Here is a 15,551-nt window from a genome sequence, read left to right on the forward strand (position 1 = left end):
GACAACGTGAAAATGGTTGTCACCCTGATCGCTCCGATCGCCATGGAAGAAGGTCTGCGCTTCGCGATTCGCGAAGGCGGCCGTACCGTTGGCGCTGGCGTGGTTGCAAAGATCGTCGAATAATCGGTTGATCTTCTCCTCTCAGGCCGGCATAATGGCCGGCCTGATTTTGCTTCAGGCCAGTAGCTCAATTGGCAGAGCGGCGGTCTCCAAAACCGCAGGTTGGGGGTTCGATTCCCTCCTGGCCTGCCAGATTCCTCAAGATCTGGCATTTCTTTAACGGGATTCTTAGCAGATGAATGCGAAGGCAGAAGCCAACGAATCGCGTTTCGATGTCCTGAAGTGGCTCTTGGTTGCGATTCTTGTGGTGGTTGGCGTTGTCGCCAATCAGTACTACTCCGCGCAACCGATCTTCTATCGCGTACTCGGTGTTCTGGCTCTGGCGATCATTGCGGCCTTCGTTGCGCTGCAAACGGTCAAGGGGCGGGCCTTCCTGACGCTGGCGAAGGAAGCGCGTGCCGAGATTCGCAAGGTTGTATGGCCGTCTCGTCAAGAGACAACTCAGACCACGATGATCGTGGTGGCAGTGGTGCTGGTTATGGCGCTGGTGCTCTGGGGGTTGGACTCCCTGCTGGGTTGGTTGGTATCCATGATTGTTGGTTAAGGGTGTTCCGTGGCTAAGCGTTGGTACGTTGTGCATGCATACTCGGGTTACGAGAAGCATGTCATGCGCTCGCTGATCGAGCGGGTCAAGCTGGCCGGCATGGAAGGCGAGTTCGGCGAAATTCTGGTTCCCACGGAAGAAGTCGTGGAAATGCGTAACGGCCAGAAGCGCAAGAGCGAGCGCAAGTTCTTCCCTGGCTACGTGCTGGTCCAGATGGAAATGAACGAGGGCACCTGGCACCTGGTCAAGGATACCCCTCGAGTCATGGGCTTCATCGGCGGTACTGCCGACAAGCCGGCTCCCATCACCGACAAGGAGGCTGAAGCCATCCTGCGTCGTGTGGCCGACAGCGGCGACAAGCCGAAGCCGAAGACCCTGTTCGAGCCGGGCGAGACCGTCCGCGTCATCGATGGTCCGTTCGCGGACTTCAATGGTGTCGTCGAAGAAGTTAACTACGAAAAGAGCCGGATCCAGGTTGCCGTGCTTATTTTCGGTCGCTCCACTCCTGTGGAGCTAGAGTTCAGCCAGGTCGAGAAAGTCTGACTGGCACAAAGCATCCCACACCCCGCAGCCGCAGGCTGCGGGGTTTTGTCGTCATTGGGATAAACGCGAAAGCAACCGGGGAGCCCGCAGGGGCGTTAGAACCCGTAATTGGAGTAGCAAATGGCTAAGAAAATCCAGGCTTATATCAAGCTGCAAGTGAAGGCCGGTCAGGCCAACCCGTCGCCGCCGGTCGGTCCCGCTCTGGGCCAGCACGGCGTGAACATCATGGAGTTCTGCAAGGCGTTCAACGCCAAGACCCAGGGCATGGAGCCTGGTCTGCCGACTCCGGTGATCATCACCGTTTACAGCGACCGCAGCTTCACCTTTGAAACCAAGAGCACCCCGGCTTCCGTGCTGCTGAAGAAAGCTGCTGGCATCTCCAGCGGTTCCAGCCGTCCGAACAGCCAGAAAGTGGGCACCGTTACCCGTGCTCAGCTGGAAGAGATCGCCAAGACCAAGCAGGCCGATCTGACCGCAGCTGACCTGGATGCGGCCGTGCGTACCATCGCCGGTTCCGCGCGTAGCATGGGCCTCAACGTGGAGGGTGTGTAATGGCTAAGCTGACCAAGCGTCAAAAGGCTATCGCCGAGAAGGTAGAAGCCGGCAAGCAATACGCGTTCGAAGATGCCGCCAAACTGCTGGCCGAACTGTCGACCATCAAGTTCAAGGAATCGGTTGATATCTCCATCAACCTCGGCGTCGATCCGCGTAAATCCGACCAGGTCGTACGTGGCGCCACCGTTCTGCCGAACGGCACTGGCAAGTCCGTACGCGTTGCCGTCTTCACCCAGGGCCCGGCTGCTGAAGCCGCTCTGGCTGCAGGCGCCGACAAGGTTGGCATGGACGAGCTGGCTGCCGAGATGAAGGCTGGCGACCTGAACTACGACGTGGTCATCGCTTCCCCGGACGCGATGCGTGTTGTGGGTCAACTGGGTCAGATCCTCGGGCCGCGCGGTCTGATGCCGAACCCGAAAGTCGGCACCGTGACTCCGGACGTAGCTACCGCGGTCAAGAACGCCAAGGCTGGTCAGGTTCGTTTCCGTACCGACAAGAACGGCATCATCCACGCTTCCGTTGGCAAGATCGATTTCGAGCCGGCCAAGCTGAAGCAGAACGTTGAAGCCCTGCTCGTCGACCTGAAGCGTCTGAAGCCGTCGTCCTCGAAAGGCATCTACGTTCAGCGCGTGACCCTCAGCACTACCATGGGTCCCGGTCTGCAGATCGATCAGGCTTCTCTGGAAGTCTGAAGAAATAAAGTCGGGTAGTGGGTTCGCCCACTGCTCGCAGGTATTGGGGTCCCTGCCTGGCGGGGGCTATCCAAGACCGTAGGCGGCGCAAGCCTTAAACCACAAGCCTACGCAGATGGTGCTCCCGATTCGTTGACCGAATCAGACACCAAAACGCCGTCCGGCTCCGGCTGGACGTATCGGTAACATCCAGGAGTAAACCCGTGGCAATTAAACTCGAAGACAAGAAGGCCATCGTCGCTGAAGTCAACGAGGCTGCCAAAGCCGGTCTGTCCGCTGTCGTGGCTGATGCCCGTGGCGTGACTGTCGGCGCAATGACCGGACTCCGTAAAGAGGCCCGCGCTGCTGGTGTGTACGTCAAAGTCGTACGTAACACCCTGCTCAAGCGCGCCGTCGAAGGCACTCAGTTCGAAGTGCTGAACGACGTGTTCAAGGGCCCGACCCTGATTGCGTTCTCCAACGAACATCCGGGCGCTGCCGCCCGTATCTTCAAGGATTTCGCCAAGGGTCAGGACAAGTTCGAGATCAAGGCGGCCGCGTTCGAGGGTCAGTTCCTCGCAGCCAATCAGATCGACGTTCTGGCGACCCTGCCGACCTACGACGAAGCCGTAGCACAGCTGATGAGCGTTATCCAAGGCGCTACCAGCAAGCTGGCTCGTACTCTGGCGGCCATTCGCGACCAGAAGGAAGCGGCCGCTGCCTAAGGCATCCGGAACGCTTGCAACCTTTTTTTTGTTTAATTCGATGGCCTTAGGCCGTCACCCAATACAGGAATTAGAGTCATGGCTCTGACCAACGAAGACATCATCAACGCCGTATCCGAAATGTCCGTCATGCAGATCGTTGAACTGATCAAGGCGATGGAAGAGAAGTTCGGCGTAACCGCCGCTGCTGCCGTTGCCGCTGGCCCGGCTGTCGCCGCTGTCGCTGCCGAAGAGCAGACCGAGTTCACCATCATGCTGACCGAAGCCGGTGAGAAGAAAGTGAACGTGATCAAGGTCGTTCGTGAACTGACCGGCCTGGGCCTGAAAGAAGCCAAGGCTGTCGTTGACGGCGCCCCGGGCGTGGTCAAGGAAGGCGCTTCGAAAGACGAAGCCGAAGCTGCCAAGAAGGCCCTGGAAGAAGCTGGCGCCAAAGTCGAGCTCAAGTAAGCGAAGACTTTGCATATACAGCCCGAGCGGTAAGCGACAGGCTGATGGCTGGTGGCTTTTGCCACCGGCCTTTTTCCGTTATGGGAAGGAAGGCGTTTGCCGCCTTCCCATAACGTGAAATTCCCGCCCCGTGGGGCGGAGCAAACCTTGGGTTTGCACGATTTTTCGGCAGCTCCTGTGGGAGAGGCCAAACAAGCAGGTGACCAAGCTGGGGAACGCTGATGGCTTACTCATACACTGAGAAAAAACGTATCCGCAAGGACTTTAGCAAGTTGCCGGACGTCATGGATGTGCCGTATTTGCTGGCCATCCAGCTGGATTCCTATCGCGAATTCCTGCAGGCAGGCGCAAGCAAGGATCAGATCCGTGACATCGGTCTGCATGCGGCCTTCAAGTCCGTTTTCCCGATTATCAGCTATTCCGGCAACGCAGCCCTGGAATACGTCGGCTATCGCCTGGGCGAGCCGGCATTCGACGTGAAGGAGTGCGTGCTGCGCGGCGTGACCTTCGCCGTCCCGCTGCGTGTAAAAGTGCGCCTGATCATCTTCGACAAGGAATCGTCGAACAAAGCGATCAAGGACATCAAGGAACAGGAAGTCTACATGGGGGAAATCCCCCTGATGACCGAGAACGGTACCTTCATCATCAACGGTACCGAGCGCGTCATCGTTTCCCAGCTGCACCGTTCCCCGGGTGTGTTCTTCGACCACGACCGTGGCAAGACCCACAGCTCCGGCAAGCTGCTGTACTCCGCTCGCATCATTCCCTACCGTGGCTCCTGGCTGGACTTCGAGTTCGATCCCAAGGACGCGGTATTCGTCCGTATCGACCGTCGCCGCAAGCTGCCGGCGTCCGTCCTGCTGCGCGCGCTGAGCTACAGCACCGAGGAAATCCTCAACGCGTTCTATGACACCAACGTCTTCCAGATCAAGGGCGAGAGCCTGAGCCTGGAACTGGTGCCGCAGCGCCTGCGCGGTGAAATCGCCAGCTTCGACATCAAGGATGCGTCCGGCAAGGTCATCGTCGAGCAGGGCCGCCGTATCACTGCGCGCCACATCAACCAGCTCGAGAAGGCCGGCATCAGCCAGTTGGAAGTGCCGTTCGACTACCTGATCGGCCGTACCGTGGCCAAGGCTGTCGTGCATCCGGCTACCGGCGAGATCATCGCCGAGTGCAACACCGAGCTCTCCGTCGATGTCCTGGCGAAGATCGCCAAGGCCCAGGTCGTCCGCCTTGAAACCCTGTACACCAACGACATCGACTGCGGTCCGTTCATCTCCGACACCCTGAAGATCGACTCCACCAGCAATCAGCTGGAAGCGCTGGTCGAAATCTACCGGATGATGCGTCCTGGCGAGCCGCCGACCAAGGAAGCTGCCGAGACCCTGTTCGGCAACCTGTTCTTCAGCGCCGAGCGCTACGACCTGTCTGCCGTCGGCCGGATGAAGTTCAACCGCCGCATCGGCCGCACCGAGATCGAAGGTCCGGGCGTGCTGAGCAGGGAAGACATCGTCGAGGTTCTGAAGACCCTGGTCTCCATCCGTAACGGCAAGGGCATCGTCGACGACATCGACCACCTGGGTAACCGTCGCGTCCGCTGCGTCGGCGAAATGGCCGAGAACCAGTTCCGCGTTGGCCTGGTGCGTGTAGAGCGCGCGGTCAAGGAACGTCTGTCCATGGCCGAAAGCGAAGGCCTGATGCCGCAGGACCTGATCAACGCCAAGCCGGTGGCTGCCGCGATCAAGGAGTTCTTCGGTTCCAGCCAGCTGTCGCAGTTCATGGACCAGAACAACCCGCTCTCCGAGATCACCCACAAGCGCCGCGTCTCCGCACTCGGCCCGGGCGGTCTGACCCGTGAGCGCGCCGGCTTCGAAGTCCGTGACGTACACCCGACCCACTACGGTCGCGTGTGCCCGATCGAGACTCCTGAAGGTCCGAACATCGGTCTGATCAACTCCCTGGCGACCTATGCCCGCACCAACAAGTACGGCTTCCTCGAGAGCCCGTACCGTGTGGTCAAGGAAGGTCAGGTGACCGACGAGATCGTCTTCCTCTCGGCGATCGAAGAAGCCGATCACGTGATCGCGCAGGCTTCTGCGACCCTCGACGAGCAAGGCCGTCTGGTCGACGAGCTGGTAGCTGTTCGTCACCTCAACGAATTCACCGTCAAGGCGCCGGAAGACGTGACCCTGATGGACGTTTCGCCGAAGCAGGTCGTTTCCGTCGCTGCCTCGCTGATTCCGTTCCTCGAGCACGACGACGCCAACCGTGCACTCATGGGCTCGAATATGCAGCGTCAGGCCGTGCCGACCCTGCGCGCCGACAAGCCGCTGGTAGGTACCGGCATGGAGCGCAACGTCGCCCGTGACTCCGGTGTCTGCGTGGTTGCCCGTCGTGGCGGCGTGATCGACTCGGTCGACGCCAGCCGCATCGTGGTTCGCGTGAACGATGACGAAGTCGAGACTGGCGAAGCCGGCGTCGACATCTACAACCTGACCAAGTACACCCGTTCCAACCAGAACACCTGCATCAACCAGCGTCCGCTGGTGCAGAAGGGTGACAAGGTTTCGCGCAGCGACATCCTGGCCGACGGTCCGTCCACCGACATGGGTGAACTGGCCCTGGGTCAGAACATGCGCGTCGCGTTCATGCCCTGGAACGGCTTCAACTTCGAAGACTCCATCTGCCTGTCCGAGCGCGTGGTCCAGGAGGATCGTTTCACCACGATCCACATCCAGGAACTGACTTGCGTCGCTCGTGACACCAAGCTCGGCCCAGAAGAAATCACCGCGGACATCCCGAACGTGGGTGAGGCTGCGCTGAACAAGCTGGACGAAGCTGGCATCGTCTACGTCGGCGCCGAAGTACAGGCCGGCGACATCCTGGTCGGCAAGGTCACCCCGAAAGGCGAGACCCAGCTGACTCCGGAAGAGAAGCTGCTGCGCGCGATCTTCGGTGAGAAGGCGTCCGACGTTAAGGACACCTCCCTGCGCGTGCCGACCGGCACCAAGGGCACCGTCATCGACGTGCAGGTCTTCACCCGCGACGGCGTCGAGCGCGACTCCCGTGCCCTGGCCATCGAGAAGATGCAGCTGGACGAGATCCGCAAGGACCTCAACGAAGAGTTCCGCATCGTCGAAGGCGCCACCTTCGAGCGTCTGCGTGCTGCCCTGGTCGGTGCTGTCGCCGATGGCGGTCCGGCGCTGAAGAAGGGCACCGAGATCACCGACGAGTACCTCGATGGCCTCGAGCGCGGCCAGTGGTTCAAGCTGCGCATGGCGGACGACGCACTGAACGAGCAGCTGGAGAAGGCCCAGGCCTACCTCAGCGATCGCCGTCAGATGCTCGACGACAAGTTCGAGGACAAGAAGCGCAAGCTGCAGCAGGGCGACGACCTGGCTCCGGGCGTGCTGAAGATCGTCAAGGTCTACCTGGCCATCAAGCGCCGCATCCAGCCGGGCGACAAGATGGCGGGCCGCCACGGTAACAAGGGTGTGGTCTCGGTGATCATGCCGGTCGAAGACATGCCGCACGACGTCAACGGCACTCCGGTGGACATCGTTCTGAACCCGCTGGGCGTACCGTCGCGTATGAACGTCGGTCAGATCCTCGAAACCCACCTGGGCCTCGCGGCCAAGGGCCTGGGCGAGAAGATCAACCGCATGCTCGAAGAGCAGCGCAAGATCGCCGAACTGCGTGCGTTCCTGCACGAGATCTACAACGAGATCGGTGGCCGCCAGGAGAACCTGGACGAGCTGTCCGATAGCGAGATCATCGCGCTGGCGAACAACCTCAAGGGCGGCGTGCCGATGGCGACCCCGGTCTTCGATGGTGCCAAGGAGCGCGAGATCAAGGCCATGCTGAAGCTGGCCGATCTGCCGGAGAGTGGCCAGATGCGTCTGTTCGACGGCCGCACCGGCAACCAGTTCGAGCGCACGACCACAGTCGGCTACATGTACATGCTCAAGCTGAACCACCTGGTCGATGACAAGATGCACGCACGTTCCACCGGCTCCTACAGCCTGGTTACCCAGCAGCCGCTGGGCGGCAAGGCGCAGTTCGGTGGCCAGCGTTTCGGGGAGATGGAGGTCTGGGCGCTGGAAGCCTACGGTGCCGCCTACACCCTGCAGGAAATGCTGACCGTGAAGTCGGACGACGTGAACGGCCGTACCAAGATGTACAAGAACATCGTGGATGGCGATCACCGCATGGAGGCCGGCATGCCCGAGTCCTTCAACGTGCTGATCAAAGAGATCCGTTCGCTCGGCATCGATATCGAACTGGAAACCGAATAACACGTGACGCTAGAACGGCGCGGCTGGTCAAGGCCGGTCGCGCCGGGTCCGTGAGGAGGAAAGGCCTTGAAAGACTTGCTAAATCTTCTGAAAAACCAGGGTCAGATCGAAGAGTTCGATGCCATCCGTATTGGTCTGGCGTCGCCCGAGATGATTCGTTCCTGGTCGTTCGGCGAAGTTAAGAAGCCGGAGACCATCAACTACCGTACCTTCAAGCCGGAGCGCGATGGCCTGTTCTGCGCCAAGATCTTCGGCCCGGTGAAGGACTACGAGTGCCTGTGCGGCAAGTACAAGCGCCTCAAGCACCGCGGCGTGATCTGCGAGAAGTGCGGCGTGGAAGTCGCTCTGGCCAAGGTGCGCCGCGAGCGCATGGGCCACATCGAGCTGGCTTCGCCGGTCGCCCACATCTGGTTCCTGAAGTCCCTGCCGTCCCGTATCGGCCTGCTGCTGGACATGACCCTGCGCGACATCGAACGCGTGCTCTATTTCGAGAGCTACGTGGTGATCGATCCGGGCATGACCACCCTGGAAAAGGGCCAGTTGCTGAACGACGAACAGTACTTCGAAGCCCTCGAAGAGTTCGGTGACGACTTCGACGCGCGCATGGGCGCCGAGGCCGTTCGCGAGCTGCTCAACCAGATCGACCTGGAGCACGAGATCGGCCGCCTGCGCGAAGAGATTCCGCAGACCAACTCGGAAACCAAGATCAAGAAGCTGTCCAAGCGCCTGAAGCTGATGGAAGCCTTCCAGGGCTCCGGCAACCATCCGGAGTGGATGGTGCTGACCGTCCTGCCGGTGCTGCCGCCGGACCTGCGTCCGCTGGTTCCGCTGGATGGCGGCCGCTTCGCGACTTCCGATCTGAACGATCTGTATCGCCGCGTCATCAACCGTAACAACCGTCTGAAGCGCCTGCTCGACCTGGCCGCTCCGGACATCATCGTGCGCAACGAAAAGCGCATGCTGCAGGAAGCCGTCGATGCCCTGCTCGACAACGGCCGTCGCGGTCGCGCCATCACTGGCTCGAACAAGCGTCCGCTGAAGTCGCTGGCCGACATGATCAAGGGCAAGCAGGGTCGCTTCCGTCAGAACCTGCTCGGCAAGCGCGTAGACTACTCCGGTCGTTCGGTAATCACCGTGGGCCCGACCCTGCGTCTGCACCAGTGCGGTCTGCCGAAGAAGATGGCTCTCGAGCTGTTCAAGCCGTTCATCTTCGGCAAGCTGGAAGCCCGCGGCATGGCGACCACCATCAAGGCCGCCAAGAAGATGGTCGAGCGCGAACTGCCCGAGGTCTGGGACGTTCTCGCCGAAGTCATCCGCGAGCATCCGGTCCTGCTGAACCGTGCGCCGACCCTGCACCGTCTGGGTATCCAGGCGTTCGAGCCGGTCCTCATCGAAGGCAAGGCGATCCAGCTGCACCCGCTGGTCTGCGCCGCGTACAACGCCGACTTCGACGGTGACCAGATGGCCGTGCACGTTCCGCTGACCCTCGAGGCCCAGCTGGAAGCGCGCGCGCTGATGATGTCCACCAACAACATCCTGTCGCCCGCCAACGGCGAGCCGATCATCGTTCCGTCGCAGGACGTGGTAATGGGTCTGTACTACATGACCCGTGAAGCGATCAACGCGAAGGGCGAGGGCATGGCCTTCGCAGACCTGCAGGAAGTCGACCGTGCCTACCGCAGCGGCCAGGTGTCCCTGCACGCCCGCGTGAAAGTGCGCATCAACGAGAAGATCAAGAACGAAGACGGCAGCCTGACCGCCAACACCCGCATCGTCGACTCCACCGTCGGCCGTGCGCTGCTGTTCCAGGTCGTTCCGGCCGGCCTGCCGTTCGAGGTGGTCAACCAGTCGATGAAGAAGAAGGCGATCTCCAAGCTGATCAACCACTGCTATCGCGTGGTAGGTCTGAAGGATACCGTCATCTTCGCCGACCAGCTGATGTACACCGGTTTCGCCTATTCGACGATCTCCGGCGTATCCATCGGCGTGAACGACTTCGTCATCCCGGACGAGAAGGCGCGCATCATCAATGCCGCCACCGAGGAAGTGAAGGAGATCGAGAGCCAGTACGCCTCCGGCCTGGTTACCCAGGGCGAGAAGTACAACAAGGTGATCGACCTCTGGTCGAAGGCCAACGACGAAGTGTCCAAGGCGATGATGGCCAACCTCTCGAAAGAGAAGGTGACCGATCGCGAAGGCAAGCAGGTCGACCAGGAGTCCTTCAACTCCATGTACATGATGGCGGACTCCGGTGCGCGGGGTTCCGCGGCCCAGATCCGTCAGCTGGCCGGTATGCGTGGCCTGATGGCCAAGCCGGACGGCTCGATCATCGAGACCCCGATCACCGCGAACTTCCGTGAAGGCCTGAACGTACTCCAGTACTTCATCTCCACCCACGGTGCTCGTAAGGGTCTGGCGGATACTGCACTGAAGACCGCGAACTCCGGTTACCTGACCCGTCGTCTGGTCGACGTGGCCCAAGACCTGGTGGTGACCGAGATCGACTGCGGCACCGAGCACGGCCTGCTGATGTCCCCGCACATCGAAGGCGGCGACGTGGTCGAGCCGCTGGGCGAGCGCGTCCTCGGTCGCGTAATCGCTCGCGACGTGTTCAAGCCGGGCGGCGACGACGTGATCGTGCCCGCCGGCACCCTGATCGACGAGAAGTGGGTCGATTTCCTCGAGCAGATGAGCGTCGACGAAGTCGTGGTCCGTTCGCCGATCACCTGTGAAACCCGTCATGGCATCTGCGCCATGTGCTACGGCCGCGATCTGGCCCGTGGCCACCGCGTGAACATCGGTGAAGCGGTCGGCGTCATCGCCGCCCAGTCCATCGGTGAGCCGGGTACCCAGCTGACCATGCGTACCTTCCACATCGGTGGTGCGGCCAGCCGGACCTCCGCGGCGGACAACGTACAGGTCAAGAATGGCGGCACCATCCGCCTGCACAACCTGAAGCACGTGGAACGTGCCGACGGCGCGCTGGTTGCGGTCTCCCGTTCCGGCGAACTGGCGGTGGCCGATGACTTCGGTCGCGAGCGCGAGCGCTACAAGCTGCCGTACGGTGCGGTGATTTCGGTCAAGGAAGGCGACAAGGTCGACCCGGGCGCAATCGTCGCCAAGTGGGACCCGCACACCCACCCGATCGTCACCGAGATGGACGGTACCGTGGCCTTCGTGGGCATGGAAGAGGGCATCACCATCAAGCGCCAGACCGACGAACTGACCGGTCTGACCAACATCGAGGTGATGGATGCGAAGGATCGTCCGGCTGCCGGCAAGGACATCCGTCCGGCCGTGAAGCTGATCGACGCCGCAGGCAAGGATCTGCTGTTGCCGGGCACCGACGTGCCGGCCCAGTACTTCCTGCCGGCCAACGCGCTGGTCAACCTGACCGACGGCGCCAAGGTGCGTATCGGTGACGTTGTTGCGCGTATCCCGCAGGAAACCTCGAAGACCCGTGACATCACCGGTGGTCTGCCGCGCGTTGCCGACCTGTTCGAAGCCCGTCGTCCGAAAGAGCCTTCGATCCTGGCGGAAATCAGCGGCACCATCTCCTTCGGCAAGGAGACCAAGGGCAAGCGCCGTCTGGTCATCACGCCGAACGATGGCACTGATCCGTACGAGGAGCTGATTCCGAAGTGGCGCCACCTGAACGTGTTCGAAGGCGAGCAGGTGAACCGCGGCGAAGTCATCTCCGACGGCCCGAGCAACCCGCATGACATCCTGCGCCTGCTGGGTGTGAGCGAACTGGCCAAGTACATCGTCAACGAGATCCAGGACGTGTACCGCCTGCAGGGTGTGAAGATCAACGACAAGCATATCGAGACCATCCTGCGTCAGATGCTGCGCAAGGTCGAAGTGGCCGAGTCGGGTGATTCCAGCTTCATCAAGGGCGATCAGGTCGAACTGGTGCACGTGCTGGAAGAGAACGAGCAACTGGCGACCGAGGACAAGTTCCCGGCCCGCTACGAGCGCGTTCTGCTGGGTATCACCAAGGCGTCGCTGTCCACCGAGTCGTTCATCTCCGCGGCATCCTTCCAGGAGACCACCCGCGTCCTCACCGAGGCGGCGGTCACCGGCAAGCGCGACTTCCTGCGCGGCCTGAAGGAGAACGTGGTCGTGGGTCGCCTGATCCCGGCGGGTACCGGTCTGGCCTACCACAGCGAGCGCAAGCGTCAGCGCGACCTCGGCAAGCCGCAGCGCGTAAGCGCCAGCGAGGCCGAAGCAGCACTGGCCGAAGCGCTCAACCTGAGCGGTAACTGAGCCTGAAACAAAGCCCCGGCTGTCTTGACAGGCGGGGCTTTGTCTTGACGGTGTGCAGGAAGCTCATTAGTATCTTGTACCCCGAAAATTGGCAGGGCGCTTGCTCCTGCCATTTCGTTTATGTGTCGTAAGACAATCAGTGGAGCTATAGATGGCAACTATCAACCAGCTGGTGCGCAAACCGCGCAAGCGTCTGGTCGACAAGAGCGGCGTTCCTGCCCTGCAGAACTGCCCTCAGCGTCGCGGCGTATGCACCCGCGTATACACCACCACCCCGAAAAAGCCGAACTCTGCACTCCGTAAGGTCTGCCGTGTGCGTCTGACCAACGGTTTCGAGGTTTCCTCGTACATCGGCGGTGAAGGTCACAACCTGCAAGAGCACAGCGTAGTGCTGATCCGCGGCGGTCGTGTAAAGGACCTTCCGGGTGTTCGCTACCACACCGTGCGCGGTTCGCTGGATACCTCCGGCGTCAAAGACCGTAAGCAGGGTCGTTCCAAGTACGGCGCCAAGCGTCCGAAGTAATCTTTTGTTTTCCTATTTGCTGAGTCGATAAGAGTAAGGTCGGGCGTGGCTTGAATGCCGCAGTCCCGGGCTAACCTGAAGACCGTTTGAGGGCTTATCAATGCCAAGACGTCGTGTAGCGGCCAAACGTGAAATCCTGGCCGATCCGAAGTACGGAAGCCAGATCCTGGCTAAATTCATGAACCACGTGATGGAAAGCGGCAAGAAAGCCGTTGCCGAACGTATCGTTTACGGTGCTCTGGACAAGGTCAAAGAGCGCAGTAAAGGTGACCCCCTGGAACTCTTCGAAAAAGCTCTCGACGCCATCGCTCCGCTGGTCGAAGTGAAGTCCCGCCGCGTAGGTGGTGCGACTTACCAGGTTCCGGTCGAAGTTCGTCCGTCCCGTCGTAATGCTCTGGCCATGCGCTGGCTGGTGGACTACGCCCGCAAGCGCGGCGAGAAGTCCATGGCTCTGCGCCTGGCTGGCGAGCTGCTGGATGCTGCTGAAGGCAAAGGCGCTGCCGTCAAGAAGCGTGAAGACGTGCACCGTATGGCCGAGGCCAACAAAGCGTTCTCGCACTACCGCTTCTAATTACGGCATCAACACTTTTGCGAGGGCTTTATGGCTCGTACTACAGCAATTAACCGCTATCGGAACATCGGTATCTGCGCCCACGTCGATGCGGGCAAGACCACCACTACCGAGCGGATCCTGTTCTACACCGGTCTCAGCCACAAGATGGGTGAAGTACACGACGGCGCTGCTACCACCGACTGGATGGTGCAGGAGCAGGAGCGTGGTATCACCATCACTTCCGCTGCGATCACCACCTTCTGGGAAGGTTCGCGCGGCCAGTACGACAAGTACCGCGTAAACGTCATCGATACCCCCGGCCACGTGGACTTCACCATTGAAGTCGAGCGCTCCCTGCGCGTGCTGGACGGTGCTGTCGTGGTGTTCTGCGGCACTTCCGGCGTTGAGCCGCAGTCCGAAACCGTATGGCGTCAGGCCAACAAGTACGGTGTTCCGCGTATCGTCTACGTGAACAAGATGGACCGCGCCGGCGCCAACTTCCTGCGCGTCGTCGGTCAGATCAAGAACCGCCTGGGTCACACCCCGGTTCCGGTTCAACTGGCCATCGGTGCAGAAGATGACTTCCAGGGTCAGATCGACCTGCTGAAGATGAAGGCCATCTACTGGAACGAAGACGACAAGGGCACCACCTACCGCGAGGAAGAGATTCCCGCGGAGATGGTCGACCTGGCCAACGAGTGGCGCAACAACATGGTCGAGGCTGCTGCCGAGGCCAACGAAGAGCTGATGAACAAGTACCTGGAAGAGGGCGAGCTGTCGATCGAAGAGATCAAGGCCGGCCTGCGTCTGCGTACCATCGCCTGCGAAATCGTTCCGGCGGTCTGCGGCTCCTCCTTCAAGAACAAGGGTGTGCCCCTGGTTCTCGACGCCGTCATCGACTTCCTGCCTGCTCCGACCGAGATCCCGGCGATTCAGGGCGTCCATCCGGACAGCACTGATGACAACGAGATCCACGACGAGCGTCCTGCCGACGACAACGCGCCGTTCTCCGCGCTGGCGTTCAAGATCGCTACCGACCCGTTCGTCGGTACCCTGACCTTCGTTCGCGTCTACTCGGGCGTTCTGGAGTCCGGCCAGTCGGTCATCAACTCCGTGAAGGGCAAGAAAGAGCGCGTTGGTCGTATGGTGCAGATGCACGCCAACCAGCGTGACGAGATCAAGGAAGTGCGCGCTGGCGACATCGCGGCTCTGATCGGCATGAAGGACGTCACCACTGGTGACACCCTGTGCGACATCGAGAAGCCGATCATCCTCGAGCGCATGGACTTCCCGGAGCCGGTAATCTCGGTGGCTGTCGAGCCGAAGACCAAGGCTGACCAGGAGAAGATGGGTATCGCCCTCGGCAAGCTGGCCCAGGAAGACCCGTCGTTCCGCGTCAAGACCGACGAAGAGACTGGCCAGACCATCATCTCCGGTATGGGTGAGCTGCACCTGGATATCCTCGTCGACCGCATGAAGCGCGAGTTCGGCGTCGAGGCCAACATCGGCAAGCCGCAGGTTTCCTACCGCGAAACCATCTCCAGGGACAACGTGGAGATCGAAGGCAAGTTCGTTCGCCAGTCCGGTGGTCGTGGTCAGTTCGGTCACTGCTGGATTCGCTTCTCGACTCCGGATGTGGACGAGAAGGGCAACATCACCGAAGGCCTGATCTTCACCAACGAAGTCGTGGGTGGTGTGGTTCCGAAGGAATACATCCCGGCGATCCAGAAGGGTATCGAAGAGCAGATGAAGAACGGCGTCGTTGCCGGCTATCCGCTCATCGGTCTGAAGGCGACTGTCTTCGACGGCTCCTACCACGACGTCGACTCCAACGAGATGGCGTTCAAGATCGCTGCTTCCATGGCGACCAAGCAACTGGCCCAGAAGGGCGGCGGCAAGGTGCTGGAGCCGATCATGAAGGTGGAAGTGGTGACCCCTGAGGACTACATGGGTGACGTGATGGGTGACCTGAACCGTCGTCGTGGTCTGATCCAGGGCATGGAGGACAGCGTTTCCGGCAAAGTCATCCGCGCGGAAGTACCGCTGGGTGAAATGTTTGGCTACGCTACCGATGTTCGCTCCATGTCGCAGGGTCGCGCCAGCTACTCCATGGAATTCTCCAAGTACGCCGAAGCTCCGTCGAACATCGTCGAAGCGCTGGTTAAAAAACAAGCTTGATTCAGCCCTTTAAGTAAGAGGTTTACTGTCGTGGCTAAGGAAAAATTCGAACGTAACAAACCGCACGTCAACGTCGGCACCATCGGTCACGTTGACCACGGTAAAACCACTCTGACCGCTGCCCTGACCAA

The 15,551-nt window shown here is 60.7% G+C and carries 13 protein-coding genes and 1 tRNA gene; all 14 read left to right on the forward strand.

The window, feature by feature from the left end:
* Nucleotides 1-123 (forward strand): EF-Tu C-terminal domain-related protein (locus BLR75_RS26195; RefSeq protein ID WP_483878430.1); only part of this gene is annotated, 123 nt, incomplete at its 5' end.
* A 53-nt stretch (nt 124-176) separates the two neighbouring features.
* A tRNA-Trp gene (locus BLR75_RS26200) sits at nt 177-252 on the forward strand.
* A 43-nt stretch (nt 253-295) separates the two neighbouring features.
* Entirely contained in the window at nt 296-664 is a 369-nt protein-coding gene (gene secE / locus BLR75_RS26205; RefSeq protein WP_084313401.1) for a preprotein translocase subunit SecE, read from the forward strand.
* A 9-nt stretch (nt 665-673) separates the two neighbouring features.
* On the forward strand, nt 674-1,207 hold the full coding sequence (gene nusG / locus BLR75_RS26210) for a transcription termination/antitermination protein NusG (RefSeq protein WP_084313399.1): 534 nt from the start codon (nt 674-676) through the stop codon (nt 1,205-1,207).
* Nucleotides 1,208-1,327: 120 nt separating this feature from the next.
* Nucleotides 1,328-1,759 carry a 50S ribosomal protein L11 gene (rplK, locus tag BLR75_RS26215; RefSeq protein ID WP_084313397.1) on the forward strand — a complete coding sequence of 144 codons (432 nt, stop codon included), beginning with the start codon at nt 1,328-1,330 and terminating at the stop codon, nt 1,757-1,759.
* On the forward strand, nt 1,759-2,454 hold the full coding sequence (gene rplA, locus BLR75_RS26220) for a 50S ribosomal protein L1 (RefSeq protein WP_084313395.1): 696 nt from the start codon (nt 1,759-1,761) through the stop codon (nt 2,452-2,454). Before rplK ends, rplA begins: the two co-directional genes overlap by 1 nt.
* Nucleotides 2,455-2,657: 203 nt before the next feature.
* Complete coding sequence (gene rplJ, locus BLR75_RS26225; RefSeq protein WP_084313393.1) at nt 2,658-3,158, forward strand: 50S ribosomal protein L10; 501 nt, start codon at nt 2,658-2,660, stop codon at nt 3,156-3,158.
* Between the two features lie 78 nt (nt 3,159-3,236).
* Nucleotides 3,237-3,605 (forward strand): 50S ribosomal protein L7/L12, encoded by a 369-nt coding sequence (gene rplL / locus BLR75_RS26230; protein ID WP_084313391.1) that lies wholly within the window; start codon nt 3,237-3,239, stop codon nt 3,603-3,605.
* Nucleotides 3,606-3,826: 221 nt separating this feature from the next.
* Complete coding sequence (rpoB, locus tag BLR75_RS26235; RefSeq protein ID WP_084313390.1) at nt 3,827-7,900, forward strand: DNA-directed RNA polymerase subunit beta; 4,074 nt, start codon at nt 3,827-3,829, stop codon at nt 7,898-7,900.
* Between the two features lie 66 nt (nt 7,901-7,966).
* On the forward strand, nt 7,967-12,166 hold the full coding sequence (gene rpoC, locus BLR75_RS26240) for a DNA-directed RNA polymerase subunit beta' (RefSeq protein ID WP_084313389.1): 4,200 nt from the start codon (nt 7,967-7,969) through the stop codon (nt 12,164-12,166).
* Nucleotides 12,167-12,317: 151 nt separating this feature from the next.
* Nucleotides 12,318-12,689, forward strand: coding sequence for a 30S ribosomal protein S12 (rpsL, locus tag BLR75_RS26245; RefSeq protein WP_015475317.1), 372 nt, complete (start codon nt 12,318-12,320; stop codon nt 12,687-12,689).
* Nucleotides 12,690-12,789: 100 nt separating this feature from the next.
* The gene (rpsG, locus tag BLR75_RS26250; protein ID WP_009617132.1) at nt 12,790-13,260 is read left to right on the forward strand and encodes a 30S ribosomal protein S7; all 471 of its coding nucleotides are present in this window, start codon (nt 12,790-12,792) and stop codon (nt 13,258-13,260) included.
* 30 nt (nt 13,261-13,290) lie between these two features.
* A complete protein-coding gene (fusA, locus tag BLR75_RS26255; protein WP_084313388.1) occupies nt 13,291-15,420 on the forward strand; it encodes an elongation factor G in 2,130 nt (709 codons plus the stop codon).
* Nucleotides 15,421-15,450: 30 nt separating this feature from the next.
* Nucleotides 15,451-15,551: GTP-binding protein (locus BLR75_RS26260; RefSeq protein WP_029771246.1), on the forward strand; the 101-nt coding region annotated here is incomplete at its 3' end.

The sequence above is a fragment of the Pseudomonas jinjuensis genome, from assembly GCF_900103845.1.
GTDB classification, from domain to species: Bacteria; Pseudomonadota; Gammaproteobacteria; order Pseudomonadales; family Pseudomonadaceae; genus Pseudomonas; species Pseudomonas jinjuensis.